At 75.1% G+C, this 18,975-nt stretch carries 12 protein-coding genes; 5 read left to right on the top strand and 7 right to left on the bottom strand.

Annotation, left to right across the window (positions count from 1 at the left end):
• Positions 1-124: 124 nt before the first annotated feature.
• A complete protein-coding gene (locus OG286_RS03215) occupies positions 125-838 on the bottom strand; it encodes a hypothetical protein (RefSeq protein WP_405363226.1) in 714 nt (237 codons plus the stop codon).
• 146 nt (positions 839-984) lie between these two features.
• Positions 985-1,629 carry a dihydrofolate reductase family protein gene (locus OG286_RS03210; protein WP_396324954.1) on the bottom strand — a complete coding sequence of 215 codons (645 nt, stop codon included), beginning with the start codon at positions 1,627-1,629 and terminating at the stop codon, positions 985-987.
• A 338-nt stretch (positions 1,630-1,967) separates the two neighbouring features.
• Between OG286_RS03210 and OG286_RS03205 the strand changes: the two genes are divergently transcribed.
• On the top strand, positions 1,968-3,515 hold the full coding sequence (locus tag OG286_RS03205; RefSeq protein WP_396324955.1) for a dihydrofolate reductase family protein: 1,548 nt from the start codon (positions 1,968-1,970) through the stop codon (positions 3,513-3,515).
• A 19-nt stretch (positions 3,516-3,534) separates the two neighbouring features.
• Here the strand turns inward: OG286_RS03205 and OG286_RS03200 are convergent, their stop codons facing one another.
• Both OG286_RS03200 and OG286_RS03195 read right to left on the bottom strand, forming a co-directional pair.
• A complete protein-coding gene (locus tag OG286_RS03200; protein WP_396324956.1) occupies positions 3,535-6,219 on the bottom strand; it encodes an ATP-binding protein in 2,685 nt (894 codons plus the stop codon).
• 308 nt (positions 6,220-6,527) lie between these two features.
• The gene (locus OG286_RS03195; protein WP_396324957.1) at positions 6,528-7,940 is read right to left on the bottom strand and encodes a DUF2252 domain-containing protein; all 1,413 of its coding nucleotides are present in this window, start codon (positions 7,938-7,940) and stop codon (positions 6,528-6,530) included.
• 447 nt (positions 7,941-8,387) lie between these two features.
• Between OG286_RS03195 and OG286_RS03190 the strand changes: the two genes are divergently transcribed.
• Positions 8,388-9,023, top strand: coding sequence for a DUF4360 domain-containing protein (locus OG286_RS03190; RefSeq protein ID WP_396324980.1), 636 nt, complete (start codon positions 8,388-8,390; stop codon positions 9,021-9,023).
• Between the two features lie 562 nt (positions 9,024-9,585).
• Positions 9,586-10,794: a pyridoxal-phosphate dependent enzyme gene (locus OG286_RS03185; RefSeq protein WP_396324958.1), complete on the top strand. Its 1,209-nt coding sequence runs from the start codon at positions 9,586-9,588 to the stop codon at positions 10,792-10,794.
• A gap of 39 nt (positions 10,795-10,833) precedes the next feature.
• Here OG286_RS03185 and OG286_RS03180 read toward each other — a convergent pair whose 3' ends face one another.
• The gene (locus OG286_RS03180; RefSeq protein ID WP_405363231.1) at positions 10,834-11,499 is read right to left on the bottom strand and encodes a hypothetical protein; all 666 of its coding nucleotides are present in this window, start codon (positions 11,497-11,499) and stop codon (positions 10,834-10,836) included.
• 314 nt (positions 11,500-11,813) lie between these two features.
• On the opposite strand from OG286_RS03180, the gene OG286_RS03175 reads away from it, so the two are divergent.
• A complete protein-coding gene (locus OG286_RS03175; protein ID WP_396324960.1) occupies positions 11,814-12,896 on the top strand; it encodes a restriction endonuclease in 1,083 nt (360 codons plus the stop codon).
• Between the two features lie 130 nt (positions 12,897-13,026).
• Here the strand turns inward: OG286_RS03175 and OG286_RS03170 are convergent, their stop codons facing one another.
• Together OG286_RS03170 and OG286_RS03165 are read right to left on the bottom strand one after the other, a co-directional pair.
• A complete protein-coding gene (locus OG286_RS03170; protein ID WP_396324961.1) occupies positions 13,027-13,677 on the bottom strand; it encodes a hypothetical protein in 651 nt (216 codons plus the stop codon).
• 62 nt (positions 13,678-13,739) lie between these two features.
• Positions 13,740-14,648 carry a glycoside hydrolase family 25 protein gene (locus tag OG286_RS03165; protein WP_405364709.1) on the bottom strand — a complete coding sequence of 303 codons (909 nt, stop codon included), beginning with the start codon at positions 14,646-14,648 and terminating at the stop codon, positions 13,740-13,742.
• Between the two features lie 265 nt (positions 14,649-14,913).
• Between OG286_RS03165 and OG286_RS03160 the strand changes: the two genes are divergently transcribed.
• Positions 14,914-18,957 carry a helix-turn-helix domain-containing protein gene (locus tag OG286_RS03160; protein WP_405363236.1) on the top strand — a complete coding sequence of 1,348 codons (4,044 nt, stop codon included), beginning with the start codon at positions 14,914-14,916 and terminating at the stop codon, positions 18,955-18,957.
• Positions 18,958-18,975 lie beyond the last annotated feature (18 nt).

Below are 18,975 nucleotides of genomic sequence, written 5' to 3'. Positions count from 1 at the left end.
GTGGTGGGAGCGTCGTCGGGCGCCCGCCGGTCCGTGGTGGCGAGGCCGCGGCGGCCGCCCCGGCACCAGGGCCCGAGGGGCGGGGTCGACGGGGCCGGGCCAGCGGGCCCCGCCCCGGGGCGGATCAGCAGGAGGCGGCGTCGGCGGGCAGCGCCAGCCCGGCGGTCACGATGCGGTCGCCCGGCACGGTGACGTTCTGGTCGTACGGCGCGGTGGGCGGCGGGTTCGGCGTGACCATGGTGAACTTCGCCGGGAGCTCCGCCTCCCGGACGGCTTCGCCCAGGTGCACCACGGACAGCACGCCGGTGCAGTGCGAGGTCGCCGGGGGCACGCTGCCCGCAGCGACGCCGTTGGCCGGACCGACCGCCACCCCGACCGAGTCCAGGGGCGTGTACGAGAACGAGAACTGCGACCCCGGCACCGTGCCGGTGTGGGCGAGCCGCACCGAGAACCGAGTGATGGTGACGGCCACCGGACGGCAGGGCCGTTCGTCCGTGCGGGTGTCGAGGTGGAGGCCGTCCAACCGCATGAAGAGCCCGGGATCGATGATGCGCGCGGTGCCGGGAAGGCGGGCCAGATAGCCGCTGACGGTCGTGTCACCGACCATCGAGGTGTCGAAACAGGTCTCGCTCGGCGACGGTGCGGGCGCCGACACCGTGGTGCCGGCCGCGGCGGCCGACGCCGTCGGCGAGGTGGTCCCGCTCGCGGTCGGTGACGACGAACCGGCTCCCGCGGCGCCCCCGGCGGCGCCCGACGAACAGCCGGTGACCGCCAGGGCCACCACCGCCACCGAGGCACCGAGCGCCCTCACGGACCGGCCGATGTGCTTGGTGCGCATCCCCACCCCCTCGTGGAACTACGCCGATCGTGCCAGAAATCCGCTCCGGGGATGGGCAGTTCACCTCAATCCGGTGCACCGGCGGGCGCCCGGCGCCGGCACCCCGGCTCGGGCCCGCTCCACGCGGTGACTCGGTGGCACGCCGGTCAGACGCGGGTGAAGGTCACGTGCGTCACGCCGCTCGGGCTGGTCACCGACTCGGTGCGGAACCGCTCTTCGAGCCCTTCGAGTCCCTCCCAGAGCCGTTCGCCGCGGCCGAGGACGATCGGCACCACGACGACGTGCAGGTGGTCGACCAGGTCGGCGGCCAGAAAGGCGCGGACGGTGCTGGGCCCGCCGCCGATCCGGACGTCCAGGCCGCCGGCGGCCGCCCGGGCCTGGCGGAGCGCCTCCTCCGGGGTGGCGTCGACGAAGTGGAAGGTGGTGCCGCCCGCCATCTCCACCGTGGGCCGCGGATGGTGGGTCAGCACGAAGACCGGGGTGTGGAACACCGGGTCCGGCCCCCACCAGCCGGTCCAGTCGTGATTCTCCCAGGGGCCTCGCTGCGGGCCGAACTTGTTCCGCCCCATGATCTCGGCACCGATGCCGTCGCCCCAGGCCCGGGCCATCGCGTCGTCCACACCGGTGTCGCCGCCCTCCTGGCCTTGCATCCGGCGGAACGTCCTGGTGTGGAAGAACCAGCGGTGGAGGTGGTCACCGGCGTGGCCGAAGGGTGCCTCCAGGCTCTGCCCCTCGCCGGTCCCGTAACCGTCGAGCGAGACCGAGAAGTTGTGGACGCGGACCAGGGACACGGCAGGACCTCCGGCGTTCGGCACTCCGGCACGGGCGGGCCGCACCGGCCGGAGCCCGAGGCTATCCCGTCCCCGCGGCGTTTCCCGGCGACCGACCCGCCCACGAGGCGGCCGAGTCGGGGGCGATCCGGCGGGCCGCCCGGCTGCCGTCGTCGCCTGCCGCCGCCGCCGTCGCCTGCCGCCGCCGTCGCCTGCCGCACCGGTCGTCCAGCACGCCGACCCATGACCGGCAGGCCGACGACCGGTCACATTACGTCGGGACGACTGATGCCTGTCGGTCGGCGCCGGGCCTACCGTCAAGGACGTCACCCCGCCTCCTCTGACCGAAAGCAGGTCGTGTGCGCCGTCTCACCTACTTCGTCGGCACCAGCCTCGACGGCTTCATCGCCGGCCCGGAGGGGCAGATCGACTTCTTCCCCTTCGAGGGCGACCTCGCCGCCGTACTCCTGGCCGAGTACCCCGAGACCGTTCCGGTCCAGGGCCGCGGGCCGTTGGGCATCGACGGGGCCGCCGACCGGAGGTTCGACACGGTCCTGATGGGCCGCGGCACCTACGAGCCCGGTCTCGCGGTCGGCGTCACCAGCCCCTATCCGCACCTCACCCAGTACGTCTTCTCCCGGACCCTTGCCCGGCTCGACCCCGAGGTGGAGATCGTCTCCGCAGACCCGGTCGCGTTCGTCCGTGACCTCAAGCGGCAGGACGGGGCGGGCATCTGGCTGTGCGGCGGGGCGGCCCTCGCCGGACAGCTGCTGGAGGAGATCGACGAACTGATCGTCAAGCGGTACCCGGTCGTCATCGGCTCCGGCCTCCCGCTCTTCCACGCACCCTTCCTCCCGGTGGGGTTCACGCTGACCGACTCTCGCGTCTTCAACACCGGCGCGACCATCACCACCTACGCAAAAGCACCGGAAATGAGCCTGAACATGTTGTTCCGCCCCACCGACGAGACCGACCTCGACCGCGTCACCGCCGTGACGGTCGACGAACCCGTCAGCTGGATCGACGCCGACCGCTACCTCGAAGAACTCGAGGAGGGCATGTACCGGCCGGAGTGGACGTGGATCGCCGAGGACGGCGGCCGGATCGTCGCCCGCGCCCTGTGGTGGGGCCAGGCCTCCAGCGAGCACCCGATCGCGCTGGACTGCCTGCACGTCGACCCGTCGGTCGCCGACCGCGCGGCCGTCGCGGCCGGGCTGATCACCGCGGGCCTGCGGGCCTTCGCCGAGCAGGGCGCGACCAAGCCCCCGCTGTACAACGTGACGCTGCCGAACGGCTGGCGCGAGCTCCCGGACGTCGTCGCCGCCCTGGCCTGGCGGCACGAGGCCGCGCTGGCGGCCGGGCTCACAAACGAGGTGGAACGGCTGCGCCTGGAGTGGACCCCCGACGCCGGGCTCCCGGCCTCCAGCGGGCGCCTCACCTTCACCGAGGGTTCGGACGAGGAGTTCCTCGACGTCTTCCGGCGCATCGCGGAGGGCAGCCTCGACGCCGAGACACGCCGGAACGTGGCGTCCATGGGAGCCGAGGCCGCCGCCCGCGAGGAGGTGGACTTCTACCTCGGCTGCCCGGGCGAGCGCTCGTGGTGGCGCCTCGCCCGCACCCCCGACGGGCAGGTCGCCGGGCTGGCCCTCCCCTCGGCGACGCCGTACAACCGCAACGTCGGCTACCTGGGTGTCGTCCCCGAGCTGCGCGGACAGGGGTACGTCGACGACGTGCTCGCCGAGATCACCCGGGTGCAGGTGGAGGCCGGCGCCGAGCTGATCACGGCCACCACGGACACCGGCAACGCCCCGATGGCCGCCGCCTTCGCCCGGGCCGGCTACCGGACCGCCCAGACCCGGATGATCTACTCGGCGCCGGAGGCCTCAAAGGCCTCAAAAGGCCTCTGAGGCGGCGCCGGCACCGGCCTCATGAGGCCAGCAGCGTGGCGAGTTCGGTGCGGGAGCTGACACCCAGCTTGGGGAACGCGCGGTAGAGGTGGTGCCCGACGGTGCGGGGGCTCAGGAACAGCTGCGTGGCGATCTCCCGGTTGCTCGCGCCGGACGCCGCCAGCCGGACGACCTCGCGTTCCTGCGGGCTGAGCAGGCTGATCGGCCCGTCCCGGCGGGCGGTCAGCCCCGTCTCCCCGCCCGCGGCTCCCAGCTCCGCCCGGGCGCGGCCGGCCCAGGGCTCGGCGCCGAGCCGCTCGAAGGCCTCCAGGGCGACGCGCAGTTGGTCCCGGGCGTCGATCTGGCGCCGCAGCCGGCGCAGCCATTCCCCGTAGAGCAACGCGGTGCGGGCCCGGTCGTAGGCGCTGCCGCCCTCGTGCAAGGCCAGCGCCGCCGTGAAGTGCTCCTCGGCCGTGCTGTCGGGGCCGGTCAGCGCCTGGCAGCGGCGGGCCAGGGCGGAGAGGGCGGGCTGCCCCAGCGCGGTGGCCCATTCCCCGAGCAGCCGGGCCGGCTCCGTCGCCCGTTCCGGGCGGCCGGCGCGTCCCGCCGCCTCGACGAGGTCCGGCAGCAGGGGCAGGGAGAGCAGCGGATGGGCCGCCTCGCGCCGCGCCGACTCCAGTGGTTCCAGCGCGGCCTCCGCCCGGCCCAGGCCGAGCCGGAGCAGACCCAGCGCCCACAGGGCGTCCGCCGTACCGCGTCCCACCCCGCGTGGTCGCGAGTACTCCAGGGCTTCGCCGGCCAGGGCGCGGGCCTGCTCCTCCTGTCCCCGCAGGCCCGCCAGCATCGCCAGGGTGGTGCGCAGATGGGCGGCCCGGTGGGCCAGGTCGTGGTACTCGGCCAGCTGGAGCCCCTCGGTGGCGTGCGCGGACGCCTCGTCATGGCTGCCGAGGGCCAGTTCGGTCTGGGCGAGCAGGTGGAGCGTGGTGGGAAGCCAACCGCTGATGCCCTGCTCGCGGCAGTGGGCGACGGCTCCGGCGGCGGCCTCCCGCGCGGCCGCGTGGTCGCCGGTCAGCTGGCAGTAGATCCCGGTCATCAGCCGGTCCATGACGCCGGTGGCCGGCTCCCGGCAGCTCTCCACGAGCGCTCGCAGCGCGCAGAGCGCGCCGGGCACGTCACCGCCGAACAGCCGGTCGGGCACGGCCAGTACCGGCAGGTCCGGGGCGCGGGACGCGATCTCCGCCATCAGCGTGGCGTTCCCCGCGGAGAAGGCCGCGTGGACCGCGTCGGCCAGCAGCGACGCCGTCGTGTCCGGGAGCCCGGCGCCGGTCAGGTCCGCGCTGTCGAGCAGGATCCGGGCGGCGGTCTCCGGCCTGCGATAGCCCAGCTCGACCACCGCCCGGGCGCGCGCGAACTCCGCCGCCACGCCCGGGTCCTCCAGCGGCAGCGGCACCTGGTCGGCCAGGGCGGCGCACCGCTCGTCCTGCCCGGCGTCGGCGGCCTTCTGCGCCGCCCGGACCAGGCGGCGCGCACGCCGCCGTGGATCCGCGGTGAGCTGGGCGGCACGCTCGTAGGCGGCGGACGCGGACGCCATCGCCTGCCGGCTCCCGGCCCACTCGGCGACCCGTTCCAGCTCCTCGGCGACCCGTTCGTCCGGGCCCGTCGACGCGGCGGCCAGGTGCCAGGCCCGCCGGTGCACGTGGCCGGCCGCGCTCAGCGCCTCCGCCAGCGCGCGGTGCGCGGCGATGCGCCGGGCGAGCGGGGCGCCCTGGTAGGCGGCGTAGCGCACCAGCGGATGCCGGAAGCGCACCCCCGCCCCGGACAGGAGCACGAACCCGGCGCGTTCCGCGGGTTCGAGGTCCTCGACAGCTCCGCCGAGCGGTTCCGCGGCCCGCAGCACCAGGGTGAGATCCCCGGTGTCGTCGGCGGCGGCCACCAGCAGCACCGCCTGGGTGGCGTCGGGAAGCCGTCGGATCTGCTCCAGGAAGCCGTCCCGGATCCGGCTCGGCGGCCCGGCGGCCGCCTCGGGGAGCGCCAGCGGGCCCAGCCGTCCGGCGCGCTGGGCCGGGGTGAGCGCGGCCGCCAGCTCGATCAGGGCCAGCGGGTTGCCGCAGGCCTCCTCGATGACCCGGTCCGCGACGTACGGCGGCAGGCCCGGCACCAGCTCGGCGGCGGTCGCGCGGTCGAGCCCGTCGACGAGCAGCCGGGGCAGGCCCTTCACGGTGGCGCCGGGCGCCCCGTCGCGCACGGCGAAGAGCATCACCACGCCCTCCGCCCGGAGCCGGCGCGCGGCGAAGGTCAGCATGTCCACCGACGGCTGGTCGATCCACTGGGCGTCGTCGACCAGGCACAGCAGCGGGCCGTCGGCCGCGGCGTCCGACAGCAGCGTGAGGACGGCGAGGCCGACGGTGAAGCGGTCGCGCACGCCGTCGGCGGTCAGCCCGAAGACCGCCCGCAGGGCCGCGGCCTGGGGCGCCGGCAGGGCGTCGACGAGGTCCAGCACGGGCAGGAACAGCTGGTGGAGGCCCCCGAAGGCCAGTTCCATCTCCGACTCGATGCCCTCGACGCGCAGCACGCGCACGCCGTTCGCCCGCCCGGCGGCGTGGTCGAGCAGCGCGGTCTTGCCGATCCCGGCCTCACCGTGCAGCAGCAGGGCGCTGCTCGTCCCCTGACGAGCGCCGTCGAGCAACTGCTCGATCCGGGCCCGCTCCGCGTTCCGCCCCCGCACGCTGTGCCCCTGTTCCGATCTCCCCGCCCGGGCCCGGCGAGACCGTGTGACAGCAGCCGGGAGGCCGCGTCGATGATCTTCCCGCCGGGCATGTCGGAGTCATTATCGCTGGTCAGACGGAGTCGCCGGCCATGCGGGACTGACGTCGTGTGCACCGCGGCCGGGATCGGGCGCCGCTCGCGCTGCCGTACCCGCCGCGCCGGTGGCGCCCGTCACGGGGCCGTGAGCGGCCGGGTCGTGGACGTGAACGGCGGCCCGGTGGGGTGACGGGCTCCCGCGACCGCCCCGCGTGGTCGGCTCGGCCCGTCTCAGCCGGTCTCGGCCGGGAGGCGGCCCGCGTCGATCGCGTCGACCAGGGCCCGGTGGTCCCGCTCGTTCTGGTCGGCGTACGCCTCCGCGAACCGGACCAGGGCCCGGTCGAACACGTCCCCCTTCCCGAGGTACGCGGCGATGGCGATGCGATCCCCGGACCGTGCGTGGGCCCGGGCCAGCGTGGCCCCGCACAGCTCGCCGAAGGCCCGCATGCCGCGCGGCACCATCTTCTCGGCGACCACGATGCCCTTCCAGTCGCGGAGCTGGCGGATGTAGAAGTCCCGGGTCCTGCCGTCGATCCCCTCGACGCGCTCCCAGCCGAGGAAGATGTCGCTGGTCGCCTGCATCAGACGCTGGCCGGCGACCACCCGCTCGCCCTGGTTGTGGTAGAGGCTCGCGCCGACGTACGGGGCCAGCACCGAGACGCCGGCCTCCTTGGCCTGGAGGAACAGCGGGTCGTCGCCGTCCCGGCCGAGCAGCAGGAAGATCCAGCACCGGGTGCCGACGCTGCCGACACCGACGACCTTGCGGGCCGCGTCCACCAGCCGGAAGCCGCTGAGCAGGGCCCGCCGGTCGGAGGGGAGGGTGCGTGCGTAACGCTGGACCAGGCCGTGGAACAGCGTCATCAGGGCCGACCGTTCCACATCCGGCAGGAGGTCGGCGATCGGGACGAGCAAGGGCGGATCGGCGGCGATCCGCACCCGGCCGTCCACCATCTCGGTGAGCTTGCCGAAGGCCTGCAGGCTGTCGCGGGTGCGCGCCTTCGACATCGCTTCGTCGAGGCCCTGGCGCGCCCGTTTGGACACCCGGCCGACCGCCAGCTCGCGCAGGCGCTGCGAGTCCAGCTGCGCGTACCAGACGTCCAGGTTGCGCATCCCCGCGAACCGCCGCATCGTCTCCCGGTACGAGCGGACCGTCGCGGCGACGATGCCTGCGCGCTCCGTCTCGTCGAACCCGTTCGCCCGGCCCGCGATCACCAGGCTCGACGCCAGCCGCTTCACGTCCCACTCCCAGGGGCCGGGCAGTGTCTCGTCGAAGTCGTTGATGTCGAAGACCAGCCGCCGCTCCGGTGACGCGAGCAGCCGGAAGTTCAGCATGTGGGCGTCGCCGCACAGCTGTACCCGGACGCCCGAGTCGGGGGTGCCCGCGAGATCGGACGCCATCAGCGCGGCCGCACCCCGGTAGAAGCGGAACGGGGACTCGCTCATCCGCCCGTAGCGGATCGGCACCAGCTCCGGCACCCGCAGTGCCGACTGGGCCTGCAGGATCGCCAGCGGATCGGGCCGGTCCGGGCCCGGCCGGTACTCGCCGTGGGCGGAACGCGGCGTCGGGTGGCGCGCCGCCCGGCCGCCCGCCGCCCGCTCCTCGGGGGTGGCGCGCCGCAGCGGGCGCGTCTGGTCGTGGCTCATTCGGTCCTCCCGTCCGACCGGGCCGCGCTCCCGTCTGCCCCGCCCTGAGGGGGAGCATCGGCCTGCCGGGGGAGCGTCGGCCGCCGTCCTCCGATCATCGCCGCCACCGTCCGATCCGGCCCGCCGGGGGAGAGGCGTGGGCCGCCGGCCGGATGCGCCGGGGCGGTCGGCCGTCGCGGATGCGCGATGGGCCGCCGTGGTCCGCAGCCGGTGGTTCGCGGCCCGCTGCACCGTGGCCCGCCGGACGGTCGGCGCCCGCGCACAGCCGGCGCCGGACGTCGCGGGCGCGCCCGCCCCGGCGCGTTGCGATGCGCCCTCCCGCACTCCCTGTACGTGACGGGTCACAGGTGATGACATGGACGCGACAACCCGCTGAGGTCCGCACGTGGGGGTGCGAGGCCGGAAACGGCGGGCAAGTGGAAGGAAACGCCCGTGACCGTACGCACCATGGCCGTCGGCGGCGCAGCCGCGGCACTGCTCGTCATCCCGCTCGGCGGCGTCGCCGCCGGCACGGGCTGGACGACGCCTCCGCCGGACAAGATCGTCATCGACGTGGCCACCGTCAACGGATCCGGCTGCCCGGCCGGCACGGCGGCCGTCGCCGTCTCCCCGGACAACACCGCCTTCACGGTCACCTACAGCGACTACATCGCGCAGGTGGGCGTCGGGTCCAAGCCCACCGACTTCCGTAAGAACTGCCAGCTCAACCTGAACGTCCACGTCCCTCAGGGCTTCACCTACGCGATCGCCTCCGCCGACTACCGCGGCTTCGCCCACCTGGAGAAGGGGGCGACCGGGACCCAGCGCGCCAGCTACTACTTCCAGGGCTCGCCCCAGACCACCTCGCGCAGCCACCAGTTCGCCGGAGCGCTCGACAGCAGCTGGCAGGCGACCGACACGGTCGACGTCGAAGCCCTGGTCTGGGCGCCCTGCGGGGAGCTGCGCAACTTCAACATCAACACCGAGCTCCGGGTCGGCGCCGGCACGTCGGACCCGACCAGGACCACCAGCTTCATGACCATGGACTCCACCGACGGCAGCATCAACACCATCTACCACCTCGCCTGGAAGCACTGCCCCTGATCGTGCCCCGATCCGGGGCGTCCGCCCGGCCGCGCAACCGGGCGGCCGGGCGGACGGGCGGTTCGCAGCCGGGAGCAGGAGCCGGCGCGGGGGCCGGGGCCGGGTGGGTCGGCCCGGCTTCCGCAGGCCTGCGCGGGCCCGGTGTGCGACGGTGGATAGCGGGAGCAGTGTTCCCGTCGCGAGAGGAGTGGCCATGTCGTCGAAGCGTCGTCGCAAGAAGAAGGCACGGGCGAGGCGCGGGGCGAACCACGGTCGTCGCCCGCAGTGCTGAGCTCCACCCCGTACGTCACCGGCAGCCCGGCGAGGGGCTGCCGGTGGCTCTTCTGCCGCCTCCGGCGCGGTCCGGGAGGTGCGCCCGCTCCCGCAGACCGGCAGGAGGGCCCCGCTGGGGGAGGCGTCCGTGCCGTGCGTCCCTGGCTGCGCGCCTGAGCAGAACCAGAAATCCCTGAAGCAAATCTGACTTAACGTCACCAGGTGTCGCATTCCCGTAAGACCGTCAGATCGCCGCCCCGGTAGGCATACCGCCCGTCCGCCGTCGGGGCCGCCTCGTAGGATTCCGGGCATGACGACGGTACCGTCCCTGGCCTCGGGCCAGCGCTCCCTCGGCGACCCGCAGATCCGCTATCCGCTGCTCCCCCCGCTGACCCGCGGCTGTCCGCGCACCAGCACCGGGACCGTCTCCTACCCGGTCGAGGTCGACTACGACTATGCGCGCGTTCCCGCCGACTTCCTCACCGCGCGGCCCGCCGGTCGCGGGCTCGACCGCTGGGCGGCGCTGCTGCCGCCGCTGGCCGCTCCCGGGCTCGGCGAGGGCGGCACGCCGCTGGTCGGCCTCGGCGGCGGCGTGTACGTCAAGGACGAGTCGCGCAACCCGACCTGGAGCCACAAGGACCGGCTCAACCGCTGCACCGTCAGCGCCGCGCTCGCCACCGGCGCCCCCGGCGTGGTGGTGGCCTCCTCCGGTAACCACGGCGCCTCCGCCGCGGCCTATGCGGCCCGCGCCGGGCTGCGCTGCGTCGTTCTCGCCTCTCCCGACGTGCCGCCGGCCGCCGCCTCCTTCCTGAACGCGTACGGGGCGGTGGTCCTGCCGGTGCCCGTCGAGGCGCGGTGGCCGCTGACCGAGCGCATCGTGGCGGAGTTCGGGCTCTTCCCGGTCAGCAACCTCACCCCCTTCCACACCGGCAGCTCCTTCGGACCGGAGGGCTACAAGACCGTCGCGTACGAGATCGCCGCCGACCTCGGCGTGCCCGCCGCGGTCTTCGTCCCGACCGGCTACGGCGAACTGCTCTTCGGCATCGGCAAGGGCTTCGCCGAACTGCACCGTCTCGGCCTCACCGACCGCGCCCCGCGGCTGTTCAGCTGCGAGCCGGCCACGGGAGGGCCGCTCGCCGCCGCCGTCCGCGAGCGGCTTCCCGTCGCCCGGGTCGAGGCCGGGGCCACCGATGCGTACGGCATCGACTGTCCGGTCAACGGCTACCGCGGTGTCCTGGCCCTGCGCGACAGCGGCGGCCGGCCGCTGCTGCTCGACGACCGCCGGCTGCGCGAGGCCCAGGCCGAACTCGCCGCCCAGGGCCTGTGGGTGGAGCTGTCGGCCGCGGCCGGGCTGGCGGGCCTGCGAGCCCTGGACGAACCGATCGACGGGCCGGTGGTCTGCGTCTCCACCTCCAGCGGCTTCAAGGACCGCGGCGTCGGCCTCAACTCGCCGGCCCCCGCGGACCCGGCCTGGGACGCCGTCCGCAGCCGCCTGCGCGCCGCGGGCCTCGAGGGCTGACCGGCCACCGCGGCACCGGGGGCTGACAGGCCTGCGCGGTCAGCCGTGCTGCGCGGCCCGCGGCCCGGCGCCAGGGGTGCGCGTCCCGGTCGGGTGGTGCCGCCGGGTCGGCGGCGACGTGAGCCGGGCGACCAACTGCCGGGCGGCCTCACGTCCGTCGGGGCGGGGCGCCGGCACCCGGGGGCCGGCCAGGTGCCGCTCGGTGAGCGACCTGGCGCGGACCGCGGCCCAGTCCTCACGGCTGACCACGGCGACGTGCCCCTCGACGTGGGCCTTGGCGTCCTTCCAGTCGTCCGGCGGTGCCATCAGGACGCGAAGGTCCCGGTCGTTCAACCACTCCAGTCCCAGCACCTGGCGGCCGAAGTGGTGCTCGATGAGCGATCGGACGGCGCCGGAGTCCAGGTCCAGGAGAAGGAGCTCACCCTCGAAGAGGTAGCCGCCGTCATAGTCGCCCGTCCCCATTGCGAGCATCGGCAGCGTCGGATGGAAGGCCATCGCCTGCACGGGGAAGTGCGTCTCCAGGAGCAGACGGCGGCGGGCACGGTCGGTGACATCGAAGACGCCGACGGTCCTGGCCCCGCCGTACTCGTCGGCGCCGGCCACGGCGACCAACTGCCGCCGCGTGGCGGTGACGGCGAGGATCGGCTCGCCGAGCTCGGCGAAGGGGCTGTCACCGGCAGGCCGGTCGACGGGGAGCGAGGTCATGCGGAGGATCGTCGCAAGGGCCGGGCCCAAGTGGAAATCGCCGGGCGGCAGTGTCGCGGGGGAGAGGCCGCGGCAGCGACGGACGCCGGGGTGGGCCGCCCTGGCGGCGGGGCTGATCCGGCGGTCGTCGGCGCTGTCGAAATCGGCGGTGAAAACGTACCTCTCCTTCTCCGGCGTGGGCAGGCTGATCCCGAAGGCCGTCGGCGTGCGATGCCTCCCGAAAGTCTCATTTGTGACACGTGGCTGACGCAGCGTAGGCACGTCCCCTACGGTGACGCCTGCCGTCGACCCGTACACGTCCGAGGGAGCAGCCTATGTCCCGGAGCCGGAAGCTCCACCGCCTCAGCAGCCCTGACACCGACGAGCGTCGCGCGCAGCGCATGCTGTTCCGCCACCTCCGCGACGACACCACCGCGAATCGCGGCCGGATGGCGAAGCGGGTTCGCGAGCTCCAGCTCCTGCTGGCGATGGACCCGGTGGAGTTCGAGCAGCTCATCGCCCGGTTGATGGAGGCGATGGGCATGAAGGTCGAGTTGACGGCCCGGTCGCGGGACGGCGGGGTGGACGTGCGCGGCGTCGACACCGACCCCTTCCGCGGCGGCAACGTGATCGTGCAGGTGAAGCGGTACCGGGACACTGTGACGCCCTCGGCCGTGCGGGACTTGTACGGCACGCTGCAGCACGATCAGGCCGCGACGAAGGCCGTGCTGGTCACGACCAGCAGGTTCGGCCCGAGTTCGCACCAGTTCGTCGCAGGCAAGCCGATCACCCTGATCAACGGCGCCGAGCTGGTCGGCCTGCTCAAGCACCACGGCCTCCACGAGGTGTTCGCGGCCGCCCAGCACGGGGCCGACGGGGCCGACGGTTCCGGCGGCGGGGCCGACCTGCCCGGGATCGAGGTCGCCGCCGAGCCCGCCCGGCTTCTCCTCCACTGGACCGGTGAGGAGGAGTACGACATCGCCGCGCTGGTGTGCCAGGGGAACAGGGCCCTGTCGGACGAGCACCTGGTGTTCTACAACAACGCTTCGACGCCCGATGGTTCGGTGCGGCTGGTCACCGGCTACGGCGACGCCAACGCCTGCCTCATGGTCGACTTCGAGGCGCTGCCCGCCGCCGCGGACCGGCTCGTGATCGTCGCCGCGGCCGACACCGAGAACCACCCCGCGGCGACCATGGCGGGGTTCGCCGGGCCGGCGCTGATCCTGGAAGCCGGCGCCGACCAGGACCCGGCCGTGGCGCACCTGGCCGACGGTGCGGTGGCCAACACCGCGATGCGTCTGGGCCGGTTCGACCGCGACACTGCCGGGGACTGGGACTTCACGCCCGCCCTCGCCGGCTACCCGGGCGGACTGCGGCAGGCCGTCGTCGCCTACGGCCTGGAGGTCGACGAGGCGTAGGGACCGGCACCCGCGAGGGCGTCGGCCCGGTCGCCTTGGTGGCCGGGGGCGGAAGCAGCGCCGACCGCACGCCCGTACCCCCGCGGGGCCGGGGAGACCGGCCACCGCCGGGGGTACGGGGCGCAGGGCGTCAGTCGGCCAGGTTGACCGGGCGGTAGGCGTGGTAGCCGTCACCGGACTTCAGGCCGTAGCTGTGCGTGGTGTGGCGGGTGCCCACCTTGCCGGCCTGCTCGTAGGAGCGGTAGGAGTTGTGCTTGCCGTCCACCCAGCCGTCGAAGATGACGACGTGCCGGTGGTTGGAGTCGCTGCTGTTGGCCTTGATGACGAGGTCGCCCTGGCGCAGCTCGGACATCGCGATGGGCTTGGTCCAGCCGTCGTTCTTCAGCGACACCGTGTTCGGGCCCGACTTGGGGAGCTTGAGGGCCATCGAGGCGTAACCGGAGCAGTCCTGACGGTAGCCGTCCTTCCAGTTCTTCTTCTGGCTGTAGGGCACGGGCTTGCCCGCGTTGTCGGTGAGCCAGACCTTGGCCCGCCGGATCTCCTCGGCGCGGGTGATCTTGGGCGCGGAGGTCCGCAGGTCGGTGTCGGTCCCGGCATCGGTGGCCTCGCCGCCGACCGCCTCGGCATCGGCCGAGGCGGCTGCGTCGTCGGCCGTGTCGGTGACGGCGGCGGCGGCCGGAAGGGAGCCGGTCGGCAGCGCGGCGGCGGGCCCGGTGAGGACGAGCGAGCCGAGGACGGCGGTGGCGAGGGCGGTAACGGTCGAGCGGCGGATGTTCTTCATGGGTGCTGCCTCCTGTGGCATGCGGTGAGGGAAAGGGGCGGAGAGGGGAGTCGTGGGCGGTCTCAGCCCAGGTGGGCGAGGTGGCGCAGGGCGGCCCGGTCGGCGTGGAAGACGCTGGCGTCGACGTTGCCGGGGGTGCCGGGGACGGACGCGTGGTCGGTGTACTGCCAGAAGTCCCACCCGGTGGCGCCGGGCAGGGGCCGGGGCGGGGTGTCGCCGTAGCGGGCGAGCCAGACCGGGTAGCGGCTCAGCTCCTTCGTCCCGCCGAGGCAGTCGTCCACGAAGCCCTTGCGGGTGTAGATGATCGGGGCGGCGCCGGTGACCTTCCGGACCTGCTGGAGGAAGGCCTTCACCTGGCCGAGCTGGAGCCGGTGCCCCGCCTTCTCGCACTGCTCGAGGTCCAGCACCGGCGGGAGCTCGCCCGGCTTGGTGCCGGTGAAGCCCTCGTGGTGCAGCACGTCGAGGAAGTGGTCGGCCTGGGCGGAGCCGTCCTCGTCGGCGGTGAAGTAGTGGTAGCCGGTGCGGATGAGGTCCACCGAACGCGCGCCGGCGAGGTCCCGGGCGAACCAGCCGTCGGTGAAGCCGGTGCCCTGGGTGGCCTTGAGCATCACGAAGGACTGGCCGCTGCGGGCGATCGCCGGCCAGTCGAAAGCCTGCTTCTCCTCCGGTCCGTGGTCGCCGTGGTAGCTGTCGATGCCGCGCACGGTGTAGGCGTCCGGGCCGGCGCCGGCGGCCCCGGCGGGCGGCGCCGGCAGCAGGGCCGCCGCGCCCACGGCGACCACCACGGCGGCGGCGACGGCGGTCACCCCGATCGCGTGCCGGAACGTGCCACCGGCCGCGGCGGACGTGCCGCCGGGAGAGGCGGACGTGCCGCCGGCCGTCGGGCCGGCCGTCGTACGAGCCGCTGACGTACGAGCCGCCGACGTCGGGCGGAGTGCGGCGCGGGAGGTCGGGCGGGATCGGAGCTTCACGTCGGGTTCTCCTCTGCTGCGGTTCACGGGTGGTGACGGATCGTCCGGACCTGACGGCGTGTCGGCCGGCGGTCCGCTGCCCGGTGAGAGCTTGGCCCGGGAACGGCGATGCTCGCACCTGTTGCCTGTTGTCGGCTGGGCAGGACATCTCGACAACCCCTCTGACCTGCCGGAATCACTCCTCCGAGGGGATTGCCCGACAGTGCGTGACCAGGGCCTCACCGGCTCGTTGACCGATCGGGACCGAACAGAGCGGGGGCTGACGGTGAGCACGGAGAGCGACGTGACCGGCCCGGAGCCGACACCGGAACGGGCGCCGGAGCCGGACGGAGCGGGATTCGGGGCGGTACTGCGCACGCTGCGCCGCGGGGCCGGTCTCTCGCAGGCGGAGCTCGCCGGTCGCGTGCACTACGACAAGAGCCACATCAGCAAGGTGGAGAACGGAGACAAGCCGGCGACCGCCGATTTCGCCCGCGCGTGCGACCGTGCGCTGCGGGCGGGCGGCTCGCTGGTCGAGCTGGCGACGCGCGGGCAGTGCCCGTACCCGGGGCTCGCCTCCTTCCGGGCGGAGGACGAACGCTGGTTCCACGGCCGCGACCGGGCCCGCGCCGCCCTGCTCGGTCTGCTCGCCGAGCGGCTGGCGGACCGCGGCGGGCCCGTGCTGGTCGTCGGACCGTCCGGCGCCGGCAAGTCCTCGCTGCTGCGGGCCGGCCTGATGCCTGCTCTGCGGCGCGGCGGCCTGGCCGGGCTGGGACCCGCCCCGGCGGCCGTCATCACCCCGACCGGCCGTCCGCTCGACCGCCTCGGGAGCCTCGCCGACGGCCCGGACGCGGTGTGGATCGTCGACCAGGCCGAGGAGCTGTTCACCCTCTGCACCGACCCCGAGGAGCGGCGGGCGTTCCTGGACGCCCTCTGCCGGGAGGCCGGCCCCGGGGGCGGCCGGCTGGTGGTCCTGGGTGTCCGGGCGGACCTCTACGGGCACTGCCTGGCGCACGACGGCCTGCTGCAGGCCGTCCGGCGCGGCCAGCTGGCGCTCGGTCCGATGAGCGCTGCCGAGGTGGCCGAGGCGATCACCGGCCCGGCCCGCACCGCCCGACTGGAGCTCGAACCCGGTCTGCTGGAGCTGATGTCGACCGACCTCGGGCTGGAGGGGGCCGGCACCTCGGGCGCCTACGACCCGGGCGCGCTGCCGCTGCTCGCCCACACCCTGCGCGCGGTCTGGCAGCAGCGCTCCGGCCGCTCGCTGACACTGGCCGGCTACCGGGCCATCGGCGGGCTGCACGGGTCGGTCGCGGCGACGGCGGAGCGCGCCTGGGCACGGCTGGACGACGACGAGGCGCGGGCCACCGCCCGCCGGGTGCTGCTGCGGCTGGTCCACCTCGGGCCGGACGGCCGGACCTCGCGCCGCCGGGTGACGCGCGCGGCCCTGGCCGGCGCCCTGTCCGACGCCTGCGTGCCGGCCCAGTACCCTCCGGCCTCGCGCCCGCCGGCCGCCCAGCCACCGGCCACGCATCAACCGGCCGCGCCACAACCCCCCACGCCCGCACCGGACGACCGGGTGCTGAGCCACGTGCTGGCCTCCTTCGCCGCCGACCGGCTGCTCACCGTCGACGCGAGCGGCGTGACGCTCTCCCACGAGGCGCTGCTGCGCGCCTGGCCGCGCCTACGCGGCTGGGTCGAGGAGGGCCGGGCCGGCCTGCGCCTGCACCAGCAGCTCGCCCAGGACGCGGAGCACTGGGCCGCGGCGGGCCGCGAGACGGCGCTGCTCTACCGGGGGAGCCGGCTGGAGCTGGCCCGGGAGTGGGCCGCGGAGCCCGCCGGCGAGGAACTGCTCACCCGGGCGGAACGGGACTTCCTGGCGGCCGCGACGGCGCGGGCGGAGCACGAGCGGACGGCCGAGCGGCGCCGGGTGCGGACGCTGCGCCGGCTGGTGGCGGGGCTGGCCCTGTTGCTGGTGTCGGCGCTGCTGGCGGCCGGGTCCGCCTGGCAGCAGCGGGACCGCGCGACCACGGCCAACCGGACCAACCTCGCCCGTGCCCTGCTCTCCGAGGCGCAGCGCAACGCGGCCCAGGACCCGTACGCGGCGATACTGGCGGCGGTCGAGGCCCGCCGGACGGCACGGTCCGGTGTCACGGGCCTGGAGCAGGCGGCCGACGACGCGGTGCTGAGCACGCAGTCGCAGTACCTGACGGGGCGGATCCCGGGGTTCGCCTGGGGCGTCAACGCGCTCGCTCTCAGCCCCGACGGGCGGTTGGTGGCCACCGGTGACTCCCAGGGGCAGGTGGCCCTCTGGGACACGCGCACGACGGCCCTGGTGGCCGAGTTGCAGGACCACACCCTGGGCAAGCCGGTGCAGGACGTGGAGTTCAGCCCCGACGGCTCGCTGCTCGCCGCCGCGATCACTTGGGAGCCGAGCAGGCGGATCGTGCTCTGGCGGGTCGCCGACCGGCAGGAGCTGCCCTCGCCGGTGATGCCGCCGAGCACCACCGGGAGGTCCTCGGTGGCCAAGCGGCTCGCGTTCAGCCGGGACGGCGCGTTGCTGGCCGCGGGCAGCAGCGACGGCGACCTGCCGGGCCGGGTCTGGGTCTGGCGTACGGACGCCGGCGCGGCGCCTCCGGTACGGACGCTGACCGTCCACACCGGGGTCGTCCAGGGGCTGGGTTTCGGCCCCGGCCACCTGCTGGCCTCGGTGTCGACCGAGGGCGTCGTCCTGGTACGGGACCTCGACGCGCCGCCGGTCGGAGGCGGCCAGGAGGCACCGGCGGTGTTCGCCGGGCGGGCCACCGCGCCCCGTTCGCTGGCCTTCGCGGCGGACGGCCGGCTGCTGGCGGTCGGCAGCGAGTACGGCGGCATCCGGCTCTGGCGCCCGCCGTCCGGCGGTCCCGCGCCGTCCGGCGGCTCTTCCACCAGCCCCTCCGCCGACCCCTCCACGCCGCCGCCCGCCGACTCGTCCGAAGCCCCGTCCGAAGCCGCCTCCGAAGCCCCGGCCGCGAGCGCGTCCGCCGCCCCGCCCGCCGGCCCCGACTGGTCCGTCACCGACCTGACGCCCGCCCACCTCGGCTCGGTGAACGCGCTGGCGCTCACCCCGGACGGGTCCACCCTGCTCTCGGCGGGCGCCGACCAGTCCACCCGGGTCTGGGATCTCCCCACCGGCCGGGTCACGGCGGAGCTGCGCGGTCACCCGACCTTCGTTCTCGGCGTCGCGGCCGGCGGCGACAACCGGACGGTCGTCACCTCGGCCGGCATCAGCTCCCCGCCCGGCAGCATCCTGATCTGGGACCTGCGCCGTGGCACCGACCTCGCCCCCGGCCCGGACCGCCCCCGCGTGACGGCGGTCGCCGCGGCCGGCGACCGCGCGGCGGTGGGCACGGCCGACGGGCGGATCGCACTCTGGGACGTCGCGGGCGCCGCGCCGCGTGCGGTGGCGGTCTCCCCGCCCAGCGGACGGGCCGTCACCGGGCTGGCGTTCGACCGGGGCGGCCGCACGCTGGCAGCCGCGTTCGCGGGCGGCACCGTCCGGCTGGCCCGCGCCCGGGACGGCGTGCAGTCGGCCGTCACCGACGTGGGCGCCGAGCCGACGGCGGTGGCGCTCAGCCCCGACGGCACGGTGCTGGCGGTGGGGACGGAGAACGGACGGCTGCTCACCGGTGCCCCGGACGGCTCACCGCTGCGGGCCCGCCCGCACACCCCCGGCGGCCCCGTGCACGCGCTGGCGTTCCTCGGGGACGGCGCCGAACTGGCCTTCGTGTGCGAGTCGCAGGCGGTCTGGCTGCTCACGGTCGCCGACCCGTCCGCGGATGCCCGGGCGAGCACCATGAAGCATCTGGACCACATCCGCCACCTGGCCGTCAGCCCGGACGGCCGACGCCTGGCCACGGCCGGGAACGACCGCGTCGTCCTGGTCTGGGACGCCCGCACGGGCAAGCGGCCGGACGGCGGGGCCCACGCGGACGCCGATCCCGGCGGCGACGCCCGCACCGTGGGCTCCGACACCGTCCGGTCCCTCGCGTTCGCACCGGACGGCGGCGCCGTCGCGGACGTCGGCCGTCAGGGCGTGCTGCGCCGGTGGGGGCTGACCGCCGCGGCTCCGACCGCCACCCTCACCGGCCCGGGCCAGCCGCTCAACGGGCTCGCGTTCCTGCCCGACGGCCGCGTCCTGGCCGCGGGCGACAACGGCTCGGCGCCGCTCTGGAGCCTCGACCCGGCCAGGGCCGCCCGCGAGGCCTGCGTGGTCCTGCGCCCACCCGTCCCCAGGCGCGACTGGCTCCGCCTGGCCCCCGGCGCTCCCTACCGCCCCGGCTGCCCCTGACGGCGTGCCCCGGGAGCC

Origin of the sequence: Kitasatospora sp. NBC_00039 (genome assembly GCF_045160625.1) — a bacterium.
GTDB lineage: Bacteria > Actinomycetota > Actinomycetes > Streptomycetales > Streptomycetaceae > Kitasatospora.
Note: the sequence above shows the minus strand (reverse complement) of the source record. Positions and strands in the feature narration are given on the sequence as shown.